The sequence below is a fragment of the Gemmatimonadaceae bacterium genome (assembly GCA_036504815.1).
In the GTDB taxonomy this organism is placed as follows: Bacteria; Gemmatimonadota; Gemmatimonadetes; order Gemmatimonadales; family Gemmatimonadaceae; genus PNKL01.
Genome location: DASXUN010000020.1, coordinates 104,705 through 120,617, shown reverse-complemented (window position 1 = coordinate 120,617; position 15,913 = coordinate 104,705). Strand labels below are relative to the sequence as shown.

Genomic DNA, 15,913 nt, shown 5'->3' with positions numbered 1-15,913 from the left:
TTGGCGGCCGCTTCGTCGTGGCCCCAGGGTGCACGGGCACGGTACAGGGTGGGGTGAAAGGAAACGGTGCGGGGTGTATTGGCGGAATGAGTTGGTGCACGGAACATCGGCGCCATACATTCTTCCCCCGCACCCTGCACCTCGCTGTGTACCGTGCCCTTGCACCACACCCTGTACCGTGCCCCTGCACCGGTGACCTGCATGCGCCGTCTCCTTGCCCTCCTCCTGCTCGCCGCCGCGGCCGCGGCGCAGGCACAGGCCCCCGATCCGTACCTGGCGCGCGTCAAGAAACTGCTCGCCACCACTCCGGTCATCGACGGCCACAATGACGTGCCGTGGGAGATCCGCTACGACGCGCAAATGCCGCGCGACGTCGATCACTTCGACCTGCGCACCAACCTGAGGAACCAGGACACCGACCTGGCGCGCCTCAAGCAGGGCGGCGTGGGAGGCCAGTTCTGGTCGATCTACATTCCGGGCGAGGCCAAGGACTCGGGGTACGCGCGCATGCAGTTGGAACAGTTCGACATCGCGCGCCGGATGATCGCGAAGTACGACAAGGAGATGGCCCTCGCCAGGACCTCGGCCGACGCGCGGCGCGCGTTCGTGGCCGGGAAGTTTGCGTCGTTCCTCGGCCTCGAGGGCGGTCACGCCATCGAGAACTCGCTGGGGGCGCTGCGCGTGTACTACGACCTCGGCGCGCGCTACATGACGCTGACCCACAACGTGACGCTCGACTGGGCCGACGCGGCGCTCGGCAAGCCGACCCATGGCGGGCTCACGCCCTTCGGCAAGGAAGTGGTGCGGGAGATGAACCGCCTGGGCATGATCGTGGACCTCTCGCATGTCTCGCCGGCGGTCATGAGCGACGCCCTCACGGTGACGGCGTCGCCGGTGATGTTCTCGCATTCGTCGTCGCGCGCGCTGGCCGACCATCCGCGCGACGTCCCCGACTCGATCCTCGTGCGGCTGAAGGCCAACGGCGGCATCGTGATGGTGACCTTCGTCCGCGAGTTCGTCTCGCAGAAGAACCTGGACTGGCGCCAGGTGCGCATCGCGCGGCGCCGCGAACTCGCCAGCGGCTTCGGCGGCGACACGGCCCGCCTGCGGGCGGCGATGGACGAGTGGTTGAAGGCCAATCCAGAGCCGATCGTGACGCTCGCAGATGTGGCCGACCATTTTGATCACATCAGGAAATTGATCGGCGCCGACCATATCGGGCTTGGCGGCGACTTCGACGGCATGGGCGGTGAGCACATCCAGGGGCTCGAGGACGTCTCCAAGTACCCGGACCTGCTCGCCGAACTCGCGCGCCGCGGCTGGACCGACGACGACCTGCGCAAGGTGGCGAGCGGAAACATCCTGCGCGTGCTCGCGGAGAACGAAAAAGTTGCCGCCCGGCTGCAGAAGGAACGCCGGCCGAGTACGAAGACGATCGACGAGCTGGATCGCGGGCCGCGGATGTAGCGTGCGAGGCCGATCGGCGTCCGGCGGCGGGGAATCGTCGCCGGCGCTGTCGCGACGCGCTAGTTGGCCGACAACTGCACGAGCCAGCGACGGAGCGACGGGAGGTCGGTGACCACCGTCGCTCCGATCGCGTCGAGGATGGGCCGGTACGCGAGGACGGCGCCTCCCCCCACGACGATCTGCACGTCGCTGGGCAGTTGCGTGCGCAGCGCGCGAAGTTCCGCGTCGAGCTGCGCGTCATCTGCCGGGAAGACCACGCTGAGCGCGACGGCGCGCACGTTGCTGATGCTGCTCGCCTCGGCGATCACGTGGGCCGGGAGATTGGGGCCGAGGTAGACGACGCGCCAACCAGCGGCCGCCGCGGTGGCGGCCGCCAGCGCGGCGCCCAGCTCGTGGAGCTGACCCGCTGGCGTGGTGACGAGGACGGCCGGGGCGTCGGCGGCGGCCGCGTACTGGTCGGTGAGCCAGCCGAGGAGGCGGCGCACGGCCGCGGTGGCAAGATGCTCGTGCGCCGGGGTGAGCGTGCCGCCGTGCCAGCGATCGCCCGTGTTCCGGACGAGCGGCGCAATGACTCCGTCGAGCAGTTCGTCCATCGAGAGGCGCAGGGTGGCCTGGCGCAGCGTCGCCTCGAGCGCGGTGCCGTCGAGCCCCTCCACCGCGGCGATCGCGTCGGCGAGATACGGCTGGGCGGCGAAGGCGTGCGGCGTCTGTCGCGCGAGCGTCGCCGCCTCCTCGTTGCGCACCAGCTGCGCTAGGGCCTCATCGCTGAGCGATGCCACCGACGCGATGTTGCGACCCGCCGCGACCGCGCGGGCGAGGAGCCGCAGGCGCGCGACGTCGCGCTCGGTGTACCAGCGCTGCCCGCCCGGCGAGCGCCCGGGAGTCACCACGCCGTAGCGCCGCTCCCACGCCCGCAGCACATCCGGCGACAGCCCCGTGCGCTCCGCGACGAGGCGCACCGGCAGCATGTCAGTGGGACGGGTGGAGGAATCGTGCACGAGGATGGTTCCAGTGAGGACGGGAACTGCGGCGGCGAAGTCGGGCGTTCAACAAGAACCCAACTGCCTCTGGCTTGTCAACGCAACTCCCCCCGAAACGGTTTCCGGCTTGAATGACCTCTCGCGCCTGGCACCTCACCACCTCCCTGACCGTCCCGCGGACGCTCGACGAGACCTTCGCGTTCTTCGCCGACGCGTCGAATCTGGGGCGCATCACGCCGCCGGAGCTTCGGTTCGAGATCCGGACGCCGATGCCGGTGGCCATGCGTGCGGGCGCGCTGATTGACTACACGATCGGGCTGCACGGACTGCCGATGCGGTGGCGCACGCTGATCAGCGCCTGGGAGCCCCCGCACCGGTTCATTGACGAGCAGGTGAAAGGACCGTACGCGGAATGGGTGCACGAGCACCGCTGCGTTGCCGTTCCCGGCGGCACGCGCATTGACGACCATGTGCGCTTCCGGCTGCCGTTCGCGCCGCTCGGTGACGTCGCGGCGCCCTTCGTGCACCGCACGCTGCGCCGGATCTTCGCGCATCGCCAGGAAACCGTGGCGCAGCTGCTCGCGCCGGGCCGATCGGACGTGGTGATATCGCCGGTGCAAATCGCGCGCGAGGCGCCGTCCGCGGACTGAGCGCGACGCGCGACGCGTGGAGCGCGACGCTTGGTGTGCAAATGGCGAAGGCCGCCGCGCGCGGCCCTCGCCCTACTTCGCCGCGAGCACCTCGGTGATCACGTCGAGCAGGCGCGACACCGTCTCGACGGTGTGATCGCCCATGTGGCCGATGCGGAAGGTGTTCGCCGCGAGCTTGCCGTAGCCACCGCCGAGCGTGAGGCCGCGCTTCGCGACCGCGTCCACCACGTCGCGCGCATCCACCGTGGCAGGCGTCCGGACGACCGTCACCGTGGCGCTGCGTGCGCCCGCGGGCGCCAGGATCCCCTCCAACCGGCCTTCGAGGCGCTGATGCTCCACCCAGGCGTGTGTCGCCGAGGACATCGCGGCGTGTCGCGCCCAACGGCACTCCATGCCGGTCGGCCCGATCGCCGTCATCTGCGCCTCGAGCGCGTAGAAGAGCGAGACCGCGGGCGTACTGGGGGTCTGGCGCTTCGCGGCGTACTGCGCGAACTCCGCGATGTCGAAGTAACGTCCGCGCGACGGTGCTTCCCTGGCGGCGGTCAGGTAGCGGTCGCTCGCGCAGGCAAAGGCGAGACCTGGCGGCAGGGCGAGCGCCTTCTGCGAGCCCGTGAGGACGAAGTCGAGCGACCAGGCGTCGGTCTCCACCGGCATCCCGCCCATTCCCGACACGGAATCAATGAGCGAGAACGCGCCGTTGGCGTGCGCGAGTTCGGCGATGGCCTGCACGTCCTGCGCGGCGCCGGTCGACGTCTCCGAATGTGCGGCGGTGACCGCGGCAAACCGTCGCGCGCGCAGGGCCTGCTCCACCGTCTCGAGGGGGACGATCTCGCCGTACGGCACTTCGAGCGCCTGCACGGTGCGGCCGCACGCGCGGGCGATGTCGGCGAAGCGCGCCGAGAAGGCGCCGTTGACCAGCGAAAGGATGGGCCCGGCGGGGGCGTTGCGAATGGCCGCTTCCATCAGCCCCGTGGCCGACGAGCTGCTGATGTAAACGGGGCGCGTGGTGCGGAAGACGCGGCGCAGTCCCTCGTCGCAGTGGGCGTACAGCGCCTCGAACTCGGGACTGCGATGCGAGATCATTGGGCGCAGCATCGCCGCGAGAATCTCGGGACGCACTTCCGTGGGGCCGGGAAGGAAGAAGGTGCCGAAGGCAGGCGCGTTCATGCGGAGAGGGCGTGGGCGACGAGGGCGGCGAACGAATCGAGAACCAGCGCGGCGCCGGCGACGACGGCATCGCGGCGCACGAATCCAATGTAAGCGGCGAAGGCGTCCACGGCGGGAGCCATCGCCAGGTCGGTGGCGCCGTCGCCCACCGCCAGGATGGGACGCGGCAGGGAGAGTTGGCGCACGACGTCGCACTTGCCAGCCTGCGTGGTGAGCGGCGTCGGCGCGGCCGACGTCAGCCGGTCGGTCGCGTCGCGCACGGGATCCACGGCGTGCACGCACGCGTCCTCGACCCCGAGGGCGCGGGTCATCGGGAGGAGGGCAGGACGCAGCCCGCCGCTGATCACGTGCACCGCGATGCCCGCCGCGCGCAGCGCCGTGATGGCGTCGGCCGCGCCCGGCGCGACCGAGCGCCGGTACGCGAGGGCGAGGGCCACGAGGTCCTCGTCGGTGGCGCCGATGACGCGCAACCGCTCGCCGTAGACGTCCTCCAGCGCCAGCTCGCCGTTCATCGCGCGATGCGTCAGCGCCTCGACCGCGCGCTGGACCTCCGGCCCGCGCTGCGCGGCCAGCCAGTCGATCCCCTCGATGCCGGCAATCGTCGAGTCGGCGTCGAGCACGACCGAGGCGTAGCGCCTCACAGAATGTTCCCGGGAGCGAGCCGATGCTCCGGATCAAACTCGCGCTTGAGGGCCGTCATCAGCGCCACCTGCCGCGGGCTGGCCTGCAGGGAGAGCCACTTGCTCTTGATCTTGCCGATGCCGTGCTCGGCGGCCACCGTGCCGCCCATCGCGATGACGGCGTGCAGCGTCTCCCCGACGGCGCGCTCGATGCGCTTCACGTCGTCGGGATCGCGCGCGACGAAGTTCTGGTGCGGGTGTCCGTTGCCGAGATGCCCGTAGGTCACGGCCGGCGGCAGGTGATGCGCGTCGGCGATGCGCCGCGCCTCGGTGAGCGCCGCGGCGGCGAGCGGATAGGGGACCGCCCAGTCCGTGCTCATGCGGCGGCCGCCCTGCGCCAGGAACGGCGCCGTGCGCTCGTGCATCGCGGCGGGGAGCGCGTGGCGCAGACGGCGCGCCTCGCGCAACGCCTGCTCCCCGTCGAAGGCGCGCACGTCGCCGGCGTTGGCGCCAAAGCGCTCGGCGAGCGCGAGCCAGTCGTCCAGCGGCGCCTCGCCGTCGCCGGCGTCCTCGGTGTAGACCAGCGCCCCCGCGGCCGGCGCCCACGCGGCATCGTCCATGGCGACGCGGGCGATGGCGAAGGACTCGCGGTCGAAATACTCGAGGCAGCGCGGACGCACCGCCGGGGTCTGCCGGGCGGCGACGATGAAGGCGAGGGCGCGCGCCTCGTCGGGGAACGGCACGCCCAGTCCGAGCACGCGCGGCGGGATGGGGAGCAGCGCGATCTCGGCCTCGGTCACGATGCCGAGCGTCCCTTCGCTCCCGACGAACCAGTCCACCGGATCGTGCGCCAACTGGTAGCCGACGGTGTTCTTCTCCACGTCGCTGCGGCGGACCTGGAAGTTGGCGCCGTCGGCCAGCACCGCCGTGAGGGCGCGCACGTGACGCCGCGTCGGCCCATAGGCCAGCGTGCGCGGTCCCGACGCGTTGCAGCCGATCGCGCCGCCGATCGTGCACTCCTCCTCGCTCGTCGGATCCGGCGCGAAGAACAGGCCGTCGCCCGCGCAGGCGCGCTGCAGGTCGCCGATGAGGACGCCGGGCTCCACGCGCGCCACGCGGCGGGCGATGTCGATGTCGAGTATTCGCGACATCGCGCGCGTGGAGAGCAGCCAGCCGCGTGCGGCGACGGACGCGCCCGTCGTGCTCGTCTGCGAGCCGGCAGCGGTGACGCACACCCCATCGGCGGCCGCGCGGCACATCAGGTCCTGCACCTCGCCCGCCGACTCGGGACGGGCGACCGCTTCCGGCAGGGCACGCAGCCCGGAGACGTCGCGCGCGTAGCTCTCGAGCGCCGCCGGATCGCGCAGCAGGTCCAGGCTCACGCGTCGCCCCCGAAACGGACGAGGGTGGCGCTGCGCACATCGCGCAGCGCGGTGAGCATCTCGCGCACGTGCGCCGGCGGGGTGCCATCGATGGTGATGACGGCCAGCGCCTCGCCACCCGCCGCGAGCCGCGCCTGGTGATACTCGGCGATGTTGACGCCGGCGTCGGCCAGTGCGGTGCCGACGCGCCCGATGACGCCGGGGACGTCGTGGTTGGTGAGCACCAGCAGCGTGCCGCGGGGCGCGACATCGACGTGGAAGTCGCCGATGCGGGTGAGCCGCGGCGTGAAGTCGAGCGCCGCGACACCCCCGATGCGCATGGACTGCTCGCCGGCGGTGAGGCGCACCTCGATGGCGCGCGAATGCGGCGCGAATCCGCCCTCGCCGTGCGCGAGGACGATGCCGCGCGCCGTGGCGAGCCCGCGGGCGTTGATGAGGTTCAGGCGCTCCTGTTCCACGACCCCTTCGAGCATCCCGGCGGCGGCCGCGGCAAGCAGGGCGCCCGCGCTCGCCGTCAGGTCGTCGCCGGTCTTGAGCGTCAGCGTCTCGATGGCCGTGGCGCCGCGCCCGGCGAGCAGGGCGCGCGCCACCGTTGCCGCGCGGCGGGCGAGCAGCAGGGCGGGACCGAGCGTCGCCGCGTCCTCGCCGGCGAGGGCGCCGTTGAGCGAGCGCGAGAGGTCGTTGTTGAGCAGCGCGTCCCGCACCGCCGCGCAGGCGTCCACGGCCACGTTGCGCTGCGCCTCGGCGGACGACGCGCCGATGTGCGGCAGGAGCACGACGTTGGGGTACGGACGGAACGGATGGTCGCCCGTGAGCGGCTCCTTCAGGTAGACGTCGAGCACGGCGCCCCCCAGGTGGCCGCGATCGAGCGATGCGCGCAGGGCGTCGTCGTCCACGATCCCGCCGCGCGCCATGTTCACGACGATGGCGCCGGGGCGCAGCCGGGCCAGCGCCCGCGCGTCGATCATGCCGGTGGTCTCGTCCGTCAGGGGGACGTGCACCGTGAGGAACTGGGCTTCATCGAGCAGCGCGTCGAGCGTGGGGGCGCGCTTCACGCGCAGCGCGGCAAAGCGCTCCTCGCCGACGTAGGGGTCGTAGGCATGCACGTCCATTCCGAAGGCGTGCGCGCGCTGCGCCACTTCGCTGCCGATGCGCCCGAGCCCGACGATGCCAAGCGACTTGCCGCGCAGCTCGGTGCCCAGGAGCTCCGAGCGCTCCCAGCGCCCCTCGTGCATCGAATGGTCGGCGCGCGTGAGGTGGCGCAGCAGCGAGATAACGCCGCCGAAGAACAGCTCGGCCACCGCGACGGTATTGCCGGCCGGGGCGTTGATGACCGCGATGCCCAATTCCGTGGCGACGTCCATCGCGATGTTGTCCACGCCGACACCGGCCCGTCCGACGACTTTCAGGCGGGTCGCCCGGCGGAGCAGCGCCGCCGTCACCTTGGTGGCGCTGCGACCGATCATCGCGTCGTACTGGTCGATGCGCTCGAGCAGGTCGGGCGCCGGGAGCGTGGGTTGCTCATCGACGTCGAATCGCGGGACGGCGCGCAGCAGGGCGACGCCTTCGGCGTCGATCTCATCGGTGACCAGGATCTTCAGGGGCATGTCTCAATTTGCCGAACGGGTTGCGCCGCCGCGACTGGAGCGAGAGGATTCGATAGTCTCGAGCGGTCCACCCGACCCCGTGGTTCACCTTGCCGGTGCCACCCAACCCGACGTCTGAACCCGACGTGGAGCGTGTCATGTCCTGTCGTTCCCTGCTTGCCCTCGCCTTCCTGGCCCCGACGCTGGCTTCCGCGCAGACGCCGCTGCGCGCCGCGCTCAGCGGCCGCGCCACCACGGAGATCGCGCTGTCTCCCCCGCGCGTCGCCGGTCAACCCGCGCCCAAGGCGCTGGTGGTGAAGATCGACTACGGCCAGCCGCACGCCCGCGGCCGGGACGTGCCCATCGAACTCGCCAAGGCGGGCACCATCTGGCGCACCGGTGCCAACAGCTCGACGACCCTGACGACCGACGTCGACCTCGTCATCGGCGGGGCGAATGTCGCCAAGGGCGCCTACTCGCTCTATACCATCCGCACCGACAAGGGGTACGACCTCATCATCAACCGCAACACCGGCCAGTGGGGCACGGAATATGACCAGACAAAGGACTTGGCTCGCGTTCCCTTGACGGCCAGGACGCTGGGAGAGACCCGCGAGTCGCTCCAGATTGCCCTGGTGCCGGCCGGGGACCAGGCGCCCAAGGGAACGCTGACCATCGCGTGGGGGAAGCTCGAACTCTCCACCGGCTGGTCGACGAAGTAAGTTTCAGGGGGCGCGGCCAAGGCCGCCCCCTTTCACTTGCCACCGACGCCCATACTATGCCCGCACCGCGCCTCCAGGCATTGCACGATGCCGGACAGAGCCTCTGGCTCGACTACATCGACCGCCCAATGCTGCTCAACGGGGAGCTGGCGCGCCGCATCCGCGACGACGTGCTCACCGGGATGACCTCCAACCCCGCGATCTTCGAGAAGGCCCTGGCCCAGGGGACGGCGTACGACGCGCAGGTGGCCGACCTGACCGGCGCGACGTCGGCGTGGCAGCTCTTCGAGGCGCTGGCGTCCACCGACGTGCGGGCGGCGTGCGACCTGTTCCGGGCCGTCTACGACAGCACGGAGGGCGTTGACGGCTACGTCTCCCTGGAAGTGTCGCCCAACGTGGCGAACGACGCCGAGGGGACCATCCGCGAGGCGCGGCATCTGTGGACGCTGGTGGATCGGCCGAACGTGATGATCAAGGTGCCGGGGACCGACGCGGGGGCCATCGCCCTGCGGCAACTGATCGCCGATGGCATCAACGTGAACGTGACGCTGCTCTTCGCCGTCGAGGCCTACGCCCGCGTCATCGAGGCCTACCTGTCCGGTCTCGAGGCGCGTGCCGCGGCGGGCGCGCCGCTCAGTCCCGTCGCCAGCGTGGCGTCGTTCTTCGTCAGCCGCGTCGATACCGAGATCGACAAGCGCTTCGATGCGATGGTGAAGGCGGGGACCCTCGGCGCGGCGACGGCCGACGCGCTCAAGGGCAAGGCGGCGGTGGCCAACGCCAAGCTCGCCTACCGGCTCTTCACGCATCAGTTCGGCAGCGCGCGGTGGGCGGCGCTGGCCGCGCGCGGCGCGCGCGTGCAGCGGCCGCTGTGGGCGAGCACCTCCACCAAGAATCCGTCCTATCGCGACGTCATCTACGTCGAAGAGCTGGTGGGCCCGCAGACGGTGAACACGCTGCCGCCGGCCACGCTGGAGGCGTTCCGTGATCATGGCGAGACGCGGCGCACCATCGACACCGACATTCCCGGCGCCGAGCGCGCGCTCGACGCGGTGGAGGCGGCGGGCATCTCGGTGCGCCAGGTGACGGAGCAACTGCTCTACGAGGGGCTCGCGTCGTTTCAGAAGTCGTTCGACGCCCTGCTCGCCGGACTCGAGGCGAAGGCGGCCGTGCTTGGCCGCCCCGTCGCCGCCAGCCGCTGAGGTGGAGCCGATGCCGAGTCGCCGCAAGCGCACCAAGGTCGTCTGCACCATCGGGCCGTCGTCCTCCGATCCGGAGATGCTGCGCGCCCTGATGCAGGCTGGGCTCGACGTGGCCCGCATCAACTTCTCGCACGGCACGCACGACCAGCACGCCGCGCGCATCGCCGACATCCGGCGCATCGCGGCGGAACTCAATCGTCCCGTCGCGATCCTCGGCGACCTGCAGGGGCCGCGCATCCGCGTCGGTCACCTCGCGCAGCCCATCCAGCTGTCGGAGGGGACCGAAGTCACCTTGGCGTACGAGAACGTCGCGCGAGCGTCGGACATTCCGGTGACGTATGACGGCCTCGCGCGCGACGTGAAGGCGGGGGCCCGCGTCCTGCTCGACGACGGGCTGCTGGCGCTCGACGTCCTGTCCGTCGACGGCGACTTCGTGCGGTGCGTGGTCGTCTATGGCGGTCCGCTGAAGTCCTCGAAGGGGATGAACCTCCCCGGCGTGCAGGTGTCCGCGCCGACGCTCACGGAGAAGGACCGCCTCGACATCGCCTTCGCTGTCGAGCACAAGCTGGATTATCTGGCGCTCTCGTTCGTCCGCCAACCGTCCGACATGGCGACCCTGCGGGCGCTCGTCCCCAAGGGGACGCTGCTGGTGTCGAAGATCGAGAAGGACTCGGCGCTGAACGACATCGAGGAGATCCTCAAGGCGTCGGACGCGGTGATGGTGGCGCGCGGCGACCTTGGCGTGGAACTCCCGTTCGAGGAGGTGCCAATCGCCCAGAAGCGCATCATCGCGCTGGCCAACCGCTACGGCCGGCCGGTGATCACGGCCACGCAGATGCTCGAGTCGATGATCACCAACCCGCGGCCGACGCGCGCCGAGGCGAGCGACGTGGCCAACGCGATCTTCGACGGGACCGACGCGGTGATGCTCTCCGCCGAAACCGCGAGCGGCGCGTATCCGAAGCTCGCGGTGGAGGCGATGGTGCGCATCGCGCTCGAGGCGGAGCGCCATCCCGTCCCGCGCGGTGTCGGCGCGGACCGCGTGGAGCCGGGTCAGGCGAGTGTCGAGGAGACCATTGCCGGCGCCACGGTGACGGCCGTGCGCATGGTCGGGGCGGTGGCGGTGGCGGTCTTCACCAAGTCCGGTTTCGCGGCGCGCATCGTCGCGGCGCGGCGTCCCGGCGTGCCGATCGTCGCGTTCACCGACCAGGCGCGCACCTACCGCCAGCTCGCGCTCGTGTGGGGCGTGACGCCGGTGCTGGTGCCGCACGCCGACACCTACGAGCAGATGGCGTGGAGCGCGCGCGGCATTTGCGTGGACCTCGGCTTCGCGAAGCCGGGTGACCGGGTGGTGATGACGGCGGGCGTTCCCTTCGACGTCCCCGGCACCACCAACACGCTCAAGGTGGAGACGGTGTGAAGCTCACGTTCCTCGGCACCGGCACCAGCTTCGGTGTCCCGGTGGTCGGGTGCGCCTGCGCGGTGTGCCGGTCCGGGGATCCGCGAGACAAGCGCACGCGCGTCGGCGCCGTCGTCGAGGTGGGGCACACCCGCCTCCTGATCGACACGCCGCCCGAGTTGCGGCTGCAGCTGATCGCCACGGGCATCCATGACGTGGACGCGGTGCTCTTCACGCATGACCACGCCGATCACACGCACGGGCTCGACGACATCCGGGCGATCTCTGTGCGCCGCGAAGGGGCCATGCCGATCTACGGGCCGGCCGAGACGCTCGCGACGCTGCACACGAAGTTCCCGTACATCTTCGACGACAGCATTCGGCCGATGCCGGGGACGTACAAGCCCGAGGGGCTGGCGATGGCGCTCGAGCCTGGCGTCACGGCGCGCATCGGCGACGCCGAGGTGACGCCCATCGAGGTGCCGCACGGCCGCTGGCGCGTCTTCGGCTACCGCATCGGCGCACTCGCGTACGTGACCGACGCGAAGATGATCCCCGAGCCGGCCTTCGCGCTCATGGCCGGCGCCGAGGTGCTCGTGATCAACGCGCTTTTCCGCACGTCGCACCCCACGCACCTGAGCCTCGGCGAGGCGGTGGACGTGGCGCGCCGCGTCGGCGCGCGGCAGACGTGGCTCACCCACCTGACGCACGACAACCTCCATGCCGCGCTCGCGGCCGAACTTCCTCCTGACATCCAGCCGGCCTTTGACGGCCTCGTGGTGGAGTGCTGATGGCGTTCTCGCTCGATCTGACCTCGATGACGGAGCCGGCGGTGGCCGCCGGCGTGCGCGACGACGACTGGGGGGCGCTGGGCGAGCGCTTCCGCGCGGCGCACCAGGCCGTGTCGGCGATCGCCGCGACGGGCGTGTACGGATACCGGGAGCTGGAAGCGCAGGCTGCCGAGCGCGCGCGGGTGGTCGCCTTCGCGCAGTCGGTGGCGGGTCGCTACGATGACGTGGTCGTGCTGGGGATTGGCGGCTCCTCGCTGGGTGCCATCGCGCTGCGCACGGCGCTGCTGCCCCCCGCGTGGAACGCGCGCACTTCGGCGGAACGCGGCGGCCGGCCGCGCCTGCACGTGCTCGACAACGTCGATCCGCGCACCATCGCGGGCGTGCTGTCGCTCGTGGCGCTGCCGCGCACGATCTTCGTGGTGATCTCCAAGTCCGGCGGGACCATCGAGACGCTGGCACAGTATCTCGTCGTGCGGGAGCGCCTGGCGAGCGCCGGGCTCGACGCGGCGCAGCATCTCGCGTTCGTGACCGATCCCGCCAAGGGTGCCCTGCGTGCCATCGCGGGGCGCGACGGGATTCCGGTCTTCGACGTGCCGCCGAATGTGGGCGGACGGTTCAGCGTGCTGTCACCGGTGGGGACGCTGCCGGCGGCCCTCTGTGGCATCGACGTCGAGGCGCTGTGCGCCGGCGCGGCGGTGATGCGCGACGCGACAATGGGCGACGAGCTCGCCAGCAACCTGGCCGGCCTGTTTGCGACGCTCCAGTGGCGCGCGCACGAGCAGGCGGGGCAGGGGATGCACGTGATGATGCCCTACAGCGACGCGCTGCGGGACATCGCGCCCTGGTTCGTGCAACTGTGGGCGGAATCGCTCGGCAAGGTGGATGCGGACGGCCTGCACGTGGGGCCGACGCCAATCGCGAGCGTGGGCGCCACCGACCAGCACAGCCAGGTGCAGCTGTTCATGGAGGGGCCGGCCGACAAGACCGTGACCTTCCTGCGACTCGAGCACCCGGCCGAGGACGTCACGATTCCGCGCCTTGAACAGGGCGAGAAGGCGCTCGCCTTCCTCGGTGGGCACACGCTGGGTGAACTGCTGGACGTCGAGTGCCGGGCGACGGCGAGCGCGCTCGCGCGCGCCGGACGGCCGTCGATGACACTGACCCTCGGCGCGGCCGATGCCTGGCATCTGGGCGGGCTGATGATGTGGCTGATGCAGGCGACGACCCTGGCCGGGGCGCTGTACCGCGTGAACCCATTGGACCAGCCCGGGGTAGAACTTGGCAAGCGGTTGGCCAACCGGGAGTTAGGTCATCCAGATTACGTGAACACCGGCGGGGTGAACGGGCTTGAGCCGGCGGGGTTCGTTCGGCGGGTCGTCCATCTCGGCTGAGGCAGCTGGCCAAAGGGTGCCACCCGCGGTTGGGCAGCCGAGATCGCGGCAATTCTGGGTAGGGCAAATCGCCGCTCTTCTATAGTTGCCGCGCGCTTCCAAGACGGCCAAATTACAAGGCTGGCTAGACCTGCCAGCCGACGGCGCATCCTCCGCGCCCACATCACACTGACTATCTGACATGTCGCATACGATCGACTCCCTGCATCGCATTCTTGGCCCGGCTGCCGCGATCGAGAATCATCGCGTCGTCCTGAAGGACCCGGCCGTGCTCGCCTCCAGCCGGATGGACGAGCTGGTGCGCCTCGCCGTCTTCGGCAGCGCCGACGAGAAGGACTGGGCCCGCTGGGTCATCCTTGAACTCGGCCAGGCCGTGGGCGTGCGCCCGGCCTCCATTCACGACCTCTACATGGCGCGCGGCCGCGGCGAGATCCGCGGATTCACCGTCCCCGCCATCAACGTGCGCGGCATGTCGTACGACACGGCCCGCGCCATCTTCCGCACGGCCATCAGGCTCGACGCCGGCGCCTTCCTGCTCGAGATCGCCCGCAGCGAGATCGCGTACACCGACCAGCGGCCCACCGAGTACGTGGCGGTGATGACGGCCGCGGCGCTGCGCGAGGGGTACCGCGCCCCAATCTTCATCCAGGGCGACCACTTCCAGGTGAACGCCAAGAAGTTTGCGGCGGACCCGGTCGCCGAGGTGTCGGCGGTCAAGGCGCTCGCCACCGAGGCGATTGCCGCCGGCTTCTACAACATCGACCTCGACACGTCGACGCTGGTGGACCTGTCCAAGGAGACCCTCGCCGAGCAGCAGCGCCTGAACTATGAGATCGGCGTCGAGCTCACCCGGCACGTGCGCGGGCTCGAGCCGAAGGGGATCACCATCTCGCTGGGCGGTGAGATCGGCGAGGTGGGGACGAGCAACTCCACGGTCGCCGAGTTGCGGGCCTTCATGGACGGCTACAACGCGACGCTCCAGCGCGAGGCGCCGGGGACGGTGGGACTGTCCAAGATCTCGGTGCAGTCGGGCACCTCGCACGGCGGCGTCGTGAAGGCGGACGGCTCCATTGCCGACGTGAAGCTCGACTTCCAGACGCTCGAGGACCTCGGGCGGGTGGCGCGCTCGGACTACGGCCTGTCGGGCGCGGTGCAGCACGGCGCGTCCACGCTGCCGGACGACCTGTTCAACAACTTCCCGCGCACGGAAACGGCGGAGATCCACCTGGCCACCGGCTTCCAGACGATGCTGTACGATCTGATGCCGGAGACGCTGCGCGCCGAGATCTATGAATGGCTGCGCGTCAATGCCAAGGATGAGCGCAAGCCGTCGGACACCGACGAGCAGTTCTTCTACAAGTCGCGCAAGAAGGCGCTCGGGCCGTTCAAGCGGCAGCTGTGGTCGCTGCCGGCGGAGACCCAGGCGGCGCTGGCGCGCGCGTACGATGCCAAGTTCGAGTTCCTGTTCACCCAGTTGGGCGTCGGTGGCACAATGCCGCACGTCCGGCGGTATATAGTTGCACCCGAGCAGCGGCGGCCTGCGCCGTCGCATGCCGGTCCGGCGGTTGAGGCGGCCCCCGACGACGCCGAGGCCGGAGAGTAGTGGTGCTGGACCGCGGGCCTGCCGGGGCGGGCTCGCCGACATCCTCTGGAGAAACCATGCGAAAGACATTTCTGTTTGCTGCCGCCGCGGTCCTGGCCCTCTCGGCCTGTGTGTCGAAGGACAAGTACGAGAAGGAGCTCGAGCAGGTGAAGCTCATCTCGTCGGAGAAGGACTCGCTGCTGAAGGACGTCATGGCGACGACGCAGTTCATCGCCGACGTGAACACGGAGATCGGGAAGGTGCGCGACGCCAAGGCCGGCAAGCCGGTCGTCGGCGCCACGGGCGAGCTTCCCAGCGCGTCGCCGGCGGAACAGCGCGCGCAGATGGTGGCGAAGGTCAAGGCGCTCGCCGAGCGGGTCAATGAGGCGGAGTCGCGCCTCGCGGCCAGCCGCCAGCGCGTCGCCGCGCTCACGGGCGACAACTCCGGGCTGAAGCAGCAGCTGGCGCAGTACGACTCGACGATCACGGCCTTCAAGTCGATCATCGAGAACCAGAAGGCCGAAATCGCCTCGCTGACCTCGCAGGTGGCCGCGCTGACGGGCGAGAACCTCTCGCTGAAGACCGACAAGGCGCAGCTGACGACCGAGAAGGAGACGCTGACGACCGAGAAGGCGGCCCTCACGGTCGAGCGCAACACGGTCTACTACGTGATCGGCACCAAGGACGAGTTGCGCAAGAAGGGGATCATCGTGAAGAAGGGCGGCATCCTGGGCATCGCGGCCACCGACATTCCGGCGACGACGCTCAACCCGGCCGACTTCACCGCGATCGACAAGACGCAGGTGTCGTCGATCTCGCTGCCGAAGGCCGACAAGAGCTACCGCGTGCTGTCGCGGCAGGATCTGTCCGCCACGGATCAGCCCGTGAAGGGCGGCTACAAGGGCGCGATCGCGATCAAGAACGCCGAGCAGTTCTGGTCGGCGTCGAAGTTCCTCATCATCGTCCAGAACTGATGC

At 70.4% G+C, this 15,913-nt stretch carries 14 protein-coding genes; 9 read left to right on the top strand and 5 right to left on the bottom strand.

Annotated features, from left to right (window positions below; all coding sequences use genetic code 11):
- Window positions 1–201 precede the first annotated feature (201 nt).
- Window positions 202–1,467 carry a dipeptidase gene (locus tag VGJ96_09725; protein HEY3287379.1) on the top strand — a complete coding sequence of 422 codons (1,266 nt, stop codon included), beginning with the start codon at window positions 202–204 and terminating at the stop codon, window positions 1,465–1,467.
- A gap of 59 nt (window positions 1,468–1,526) precedes the next feature.
- On the opposite strand, the gene VGJ96_09720 is transcribed toward VGJ96_09725, so the two are convergent.
- Window positions 1,527–2,435, bottom strand: a complete 909-nt coding sequence (locus tag VGJ96_09720) for a MerR family transcriptional regulator (protein HEY3287378.1) — start codon at window positions 2,433–2,435, stop codon at window positions 1,527–1,529.
- A 143-nt stretch (window positions 2,436–2,578) separates the two neighbouring features.
- On the opposite strand from VGJ96_09720, the gene VGJ96_09715 reads away from it, so the two are divergent.
- A complete protein-coding gene (locus VGJ96_09715; GenBank protein HEY3287377.1) occupies window positions 2,579–3,097 on the top strand; it encodes an SRPBCC family protein in 519 nt (172 codons plus the stop codon).
- 72 nt (window positions 3,098–3,169) lie between these two features.
- Here the strand turns inward: VGJ96_09715 and VGJ96_09710 are convergent, their stop codons facing one another.
- Genes VGJ96_09710 through serA form a run of 4 tightly spaced genes read right to left on the bottom strand, consistent with a single transcriptional unit; the run spans window position 3,170 to window position 7,873 of the window.
- Complete coding sequence (locus VGJ96_09710; protein ID HEY3287376.1) at window positions 3,170–4,264, bottom strand: alanine--glyoxylate aminotransferase family protein; 1,095 nt, start codon at window positions 4,262–4,264, stop codon at window positions 3,170–3,172.
- Window positions 4,261–4,905 carry an HAD-IB family phosphatase gene (locus tag VGJ96_09705; GenBank protein ID HEY3287375.1) on the bottom strand — a complete coding sequence of 215 codons (645 nt, stop codon included), beginning with the start codon at window positions 4,903–4,905 and terminating at the stop codon, window positions 4,261–4,263. Before VGJ96_09705 ends, VGJ96_09710 begins: the two co-directional genes overlap by 4 nt.
- Window positions 4,902–6,266 (bottom strand): FAD-binding oxidoreductase, encoded by a 1,365-nt coding sequence (locus tag VGJ96_09700; protein ID HEY3287374.1) that lies wholly within the window; start codon window positions 6,264–6,266, stop codon window positions 4,902–4,904. Before VGJ96_09700 ends, VGJ96_09705 begins: the two co-directional genes overlap by 4 nt.
- Entirely contained in the window at window positions 6,263–7,873 is a 1,611-nt protein-coding gene (gene serA, locus VGJ96_09695) for a phosphoglycerate dehydrogenase (GenBank protein HEY3287373.1), read from the bottom strand. The genes VGJ96_09700 and serA overlap by 4 nt, the downstream gene beginning before the upstream one ends.
- A gap of 137 nt (window positions 7,874–8,010) precedes the next feature.
- Here serA and VGJ96_09690 point away from each other — a divergent pair, with 137 nt between their 5' ends.
- The 7 genes from VGJ96_09690 to VGJ96_09660 all read left to right on the top strand — a co-directional run bounded on the left by VGJ96_09690 (window position 8,011) and on the right by VGJ96_09660 (window position 15,910).
- Window positions 8,011–8,574: a DUF2911 domain-containing protein gene (locus VGJ96_09690; protein HEY3287372.1), complete on the top strand. Its 564-nt coding sequence runs from the start codon at window positions 8,011–8,013 to the stop codon at window positions 8,572–8,574.
- A gap of 56 nt (window positions 8,575–8,630) precedes the next feature.
- Window positions 8,631–9,773 carry a transaldolase gene (tal, locus tag VGJ96_09685; GenBank protein HEY3287371.1) on the top strand — a complete coding sequence of 381 codons (1,143 nt, stop codon included), beginning with the start codon at window positions 8,631–8,633 and terminating at the stop codon, window positions 9,771–9,773.
- A 10-nt stretch (window positions 9,774–9,783) separates the two neighbouring features.
- Window positions 9,784–11,193: a pyruvate kinase gene (pyk, locus tag VGJ96_09680; protein ID HEY3287370.1), complete on the top strand. Its 1,410-nt coding sequence runs from the start codon at window positions 9,784–9,786 to the stop codon at window positions 11,191–11,193.
- Window positions 11,190–11,963, top strand: coding sequence for an MBL fold metallo-hydrolase (locus VGJ96_09675; protein HEY3287369.1), 774 nt, complete (start codon window positions 11,190–11,192; stop codon window positions 11,961–11,963). The genes pyk and VGJ96_09675 overlap by 4 nt, the downstream gene beginning before the upstream one ends.
- The gene (locus VGJ96_09670) at window positions 11,963–13,354 is read left to right on the top strand and encodes a glucose-6-phosphate isomerase (protein HEY3287368.1); all 1,392 of its coding nucleotides are present in this window, start codon (window positions 11,963–11,965) and stop codon (window positions 13,352–13,354) included. The genes VGJ96_09675 and VGJ96_09670 overlap by 1 nt, the downstream gene beginning before the upstream one ends.
- A gap of 181 nt (window positions 13,355–13,535) precedes the next feature.
- The gene (locus tag VGJ96_09665) at window positions 13,536–14,957 is read left to right on the top strand and encodes a class II fructose-bisphosphate aldolase (GenBank protein ID HEY3287367.1); all 1,422 of its coding nucleotides are present in this window, start codon (window positions 13,536–13,538) and stop codon (window positions 14,955–14,957) included.
- 56 nt (window positions 14,958–15,013) lie between these two features.
- Entirely contained in the window at window positions 15,014–15,910 is an 897-nt protein-coding gene (locus VGJ96_09660; GenBank protein ID HEY3287366.1) for a hypothetical protein, read from the top strand.
- The last annotated feature ends 3 nt before the right edge of the window (window positions 15,911–15,913 follow it).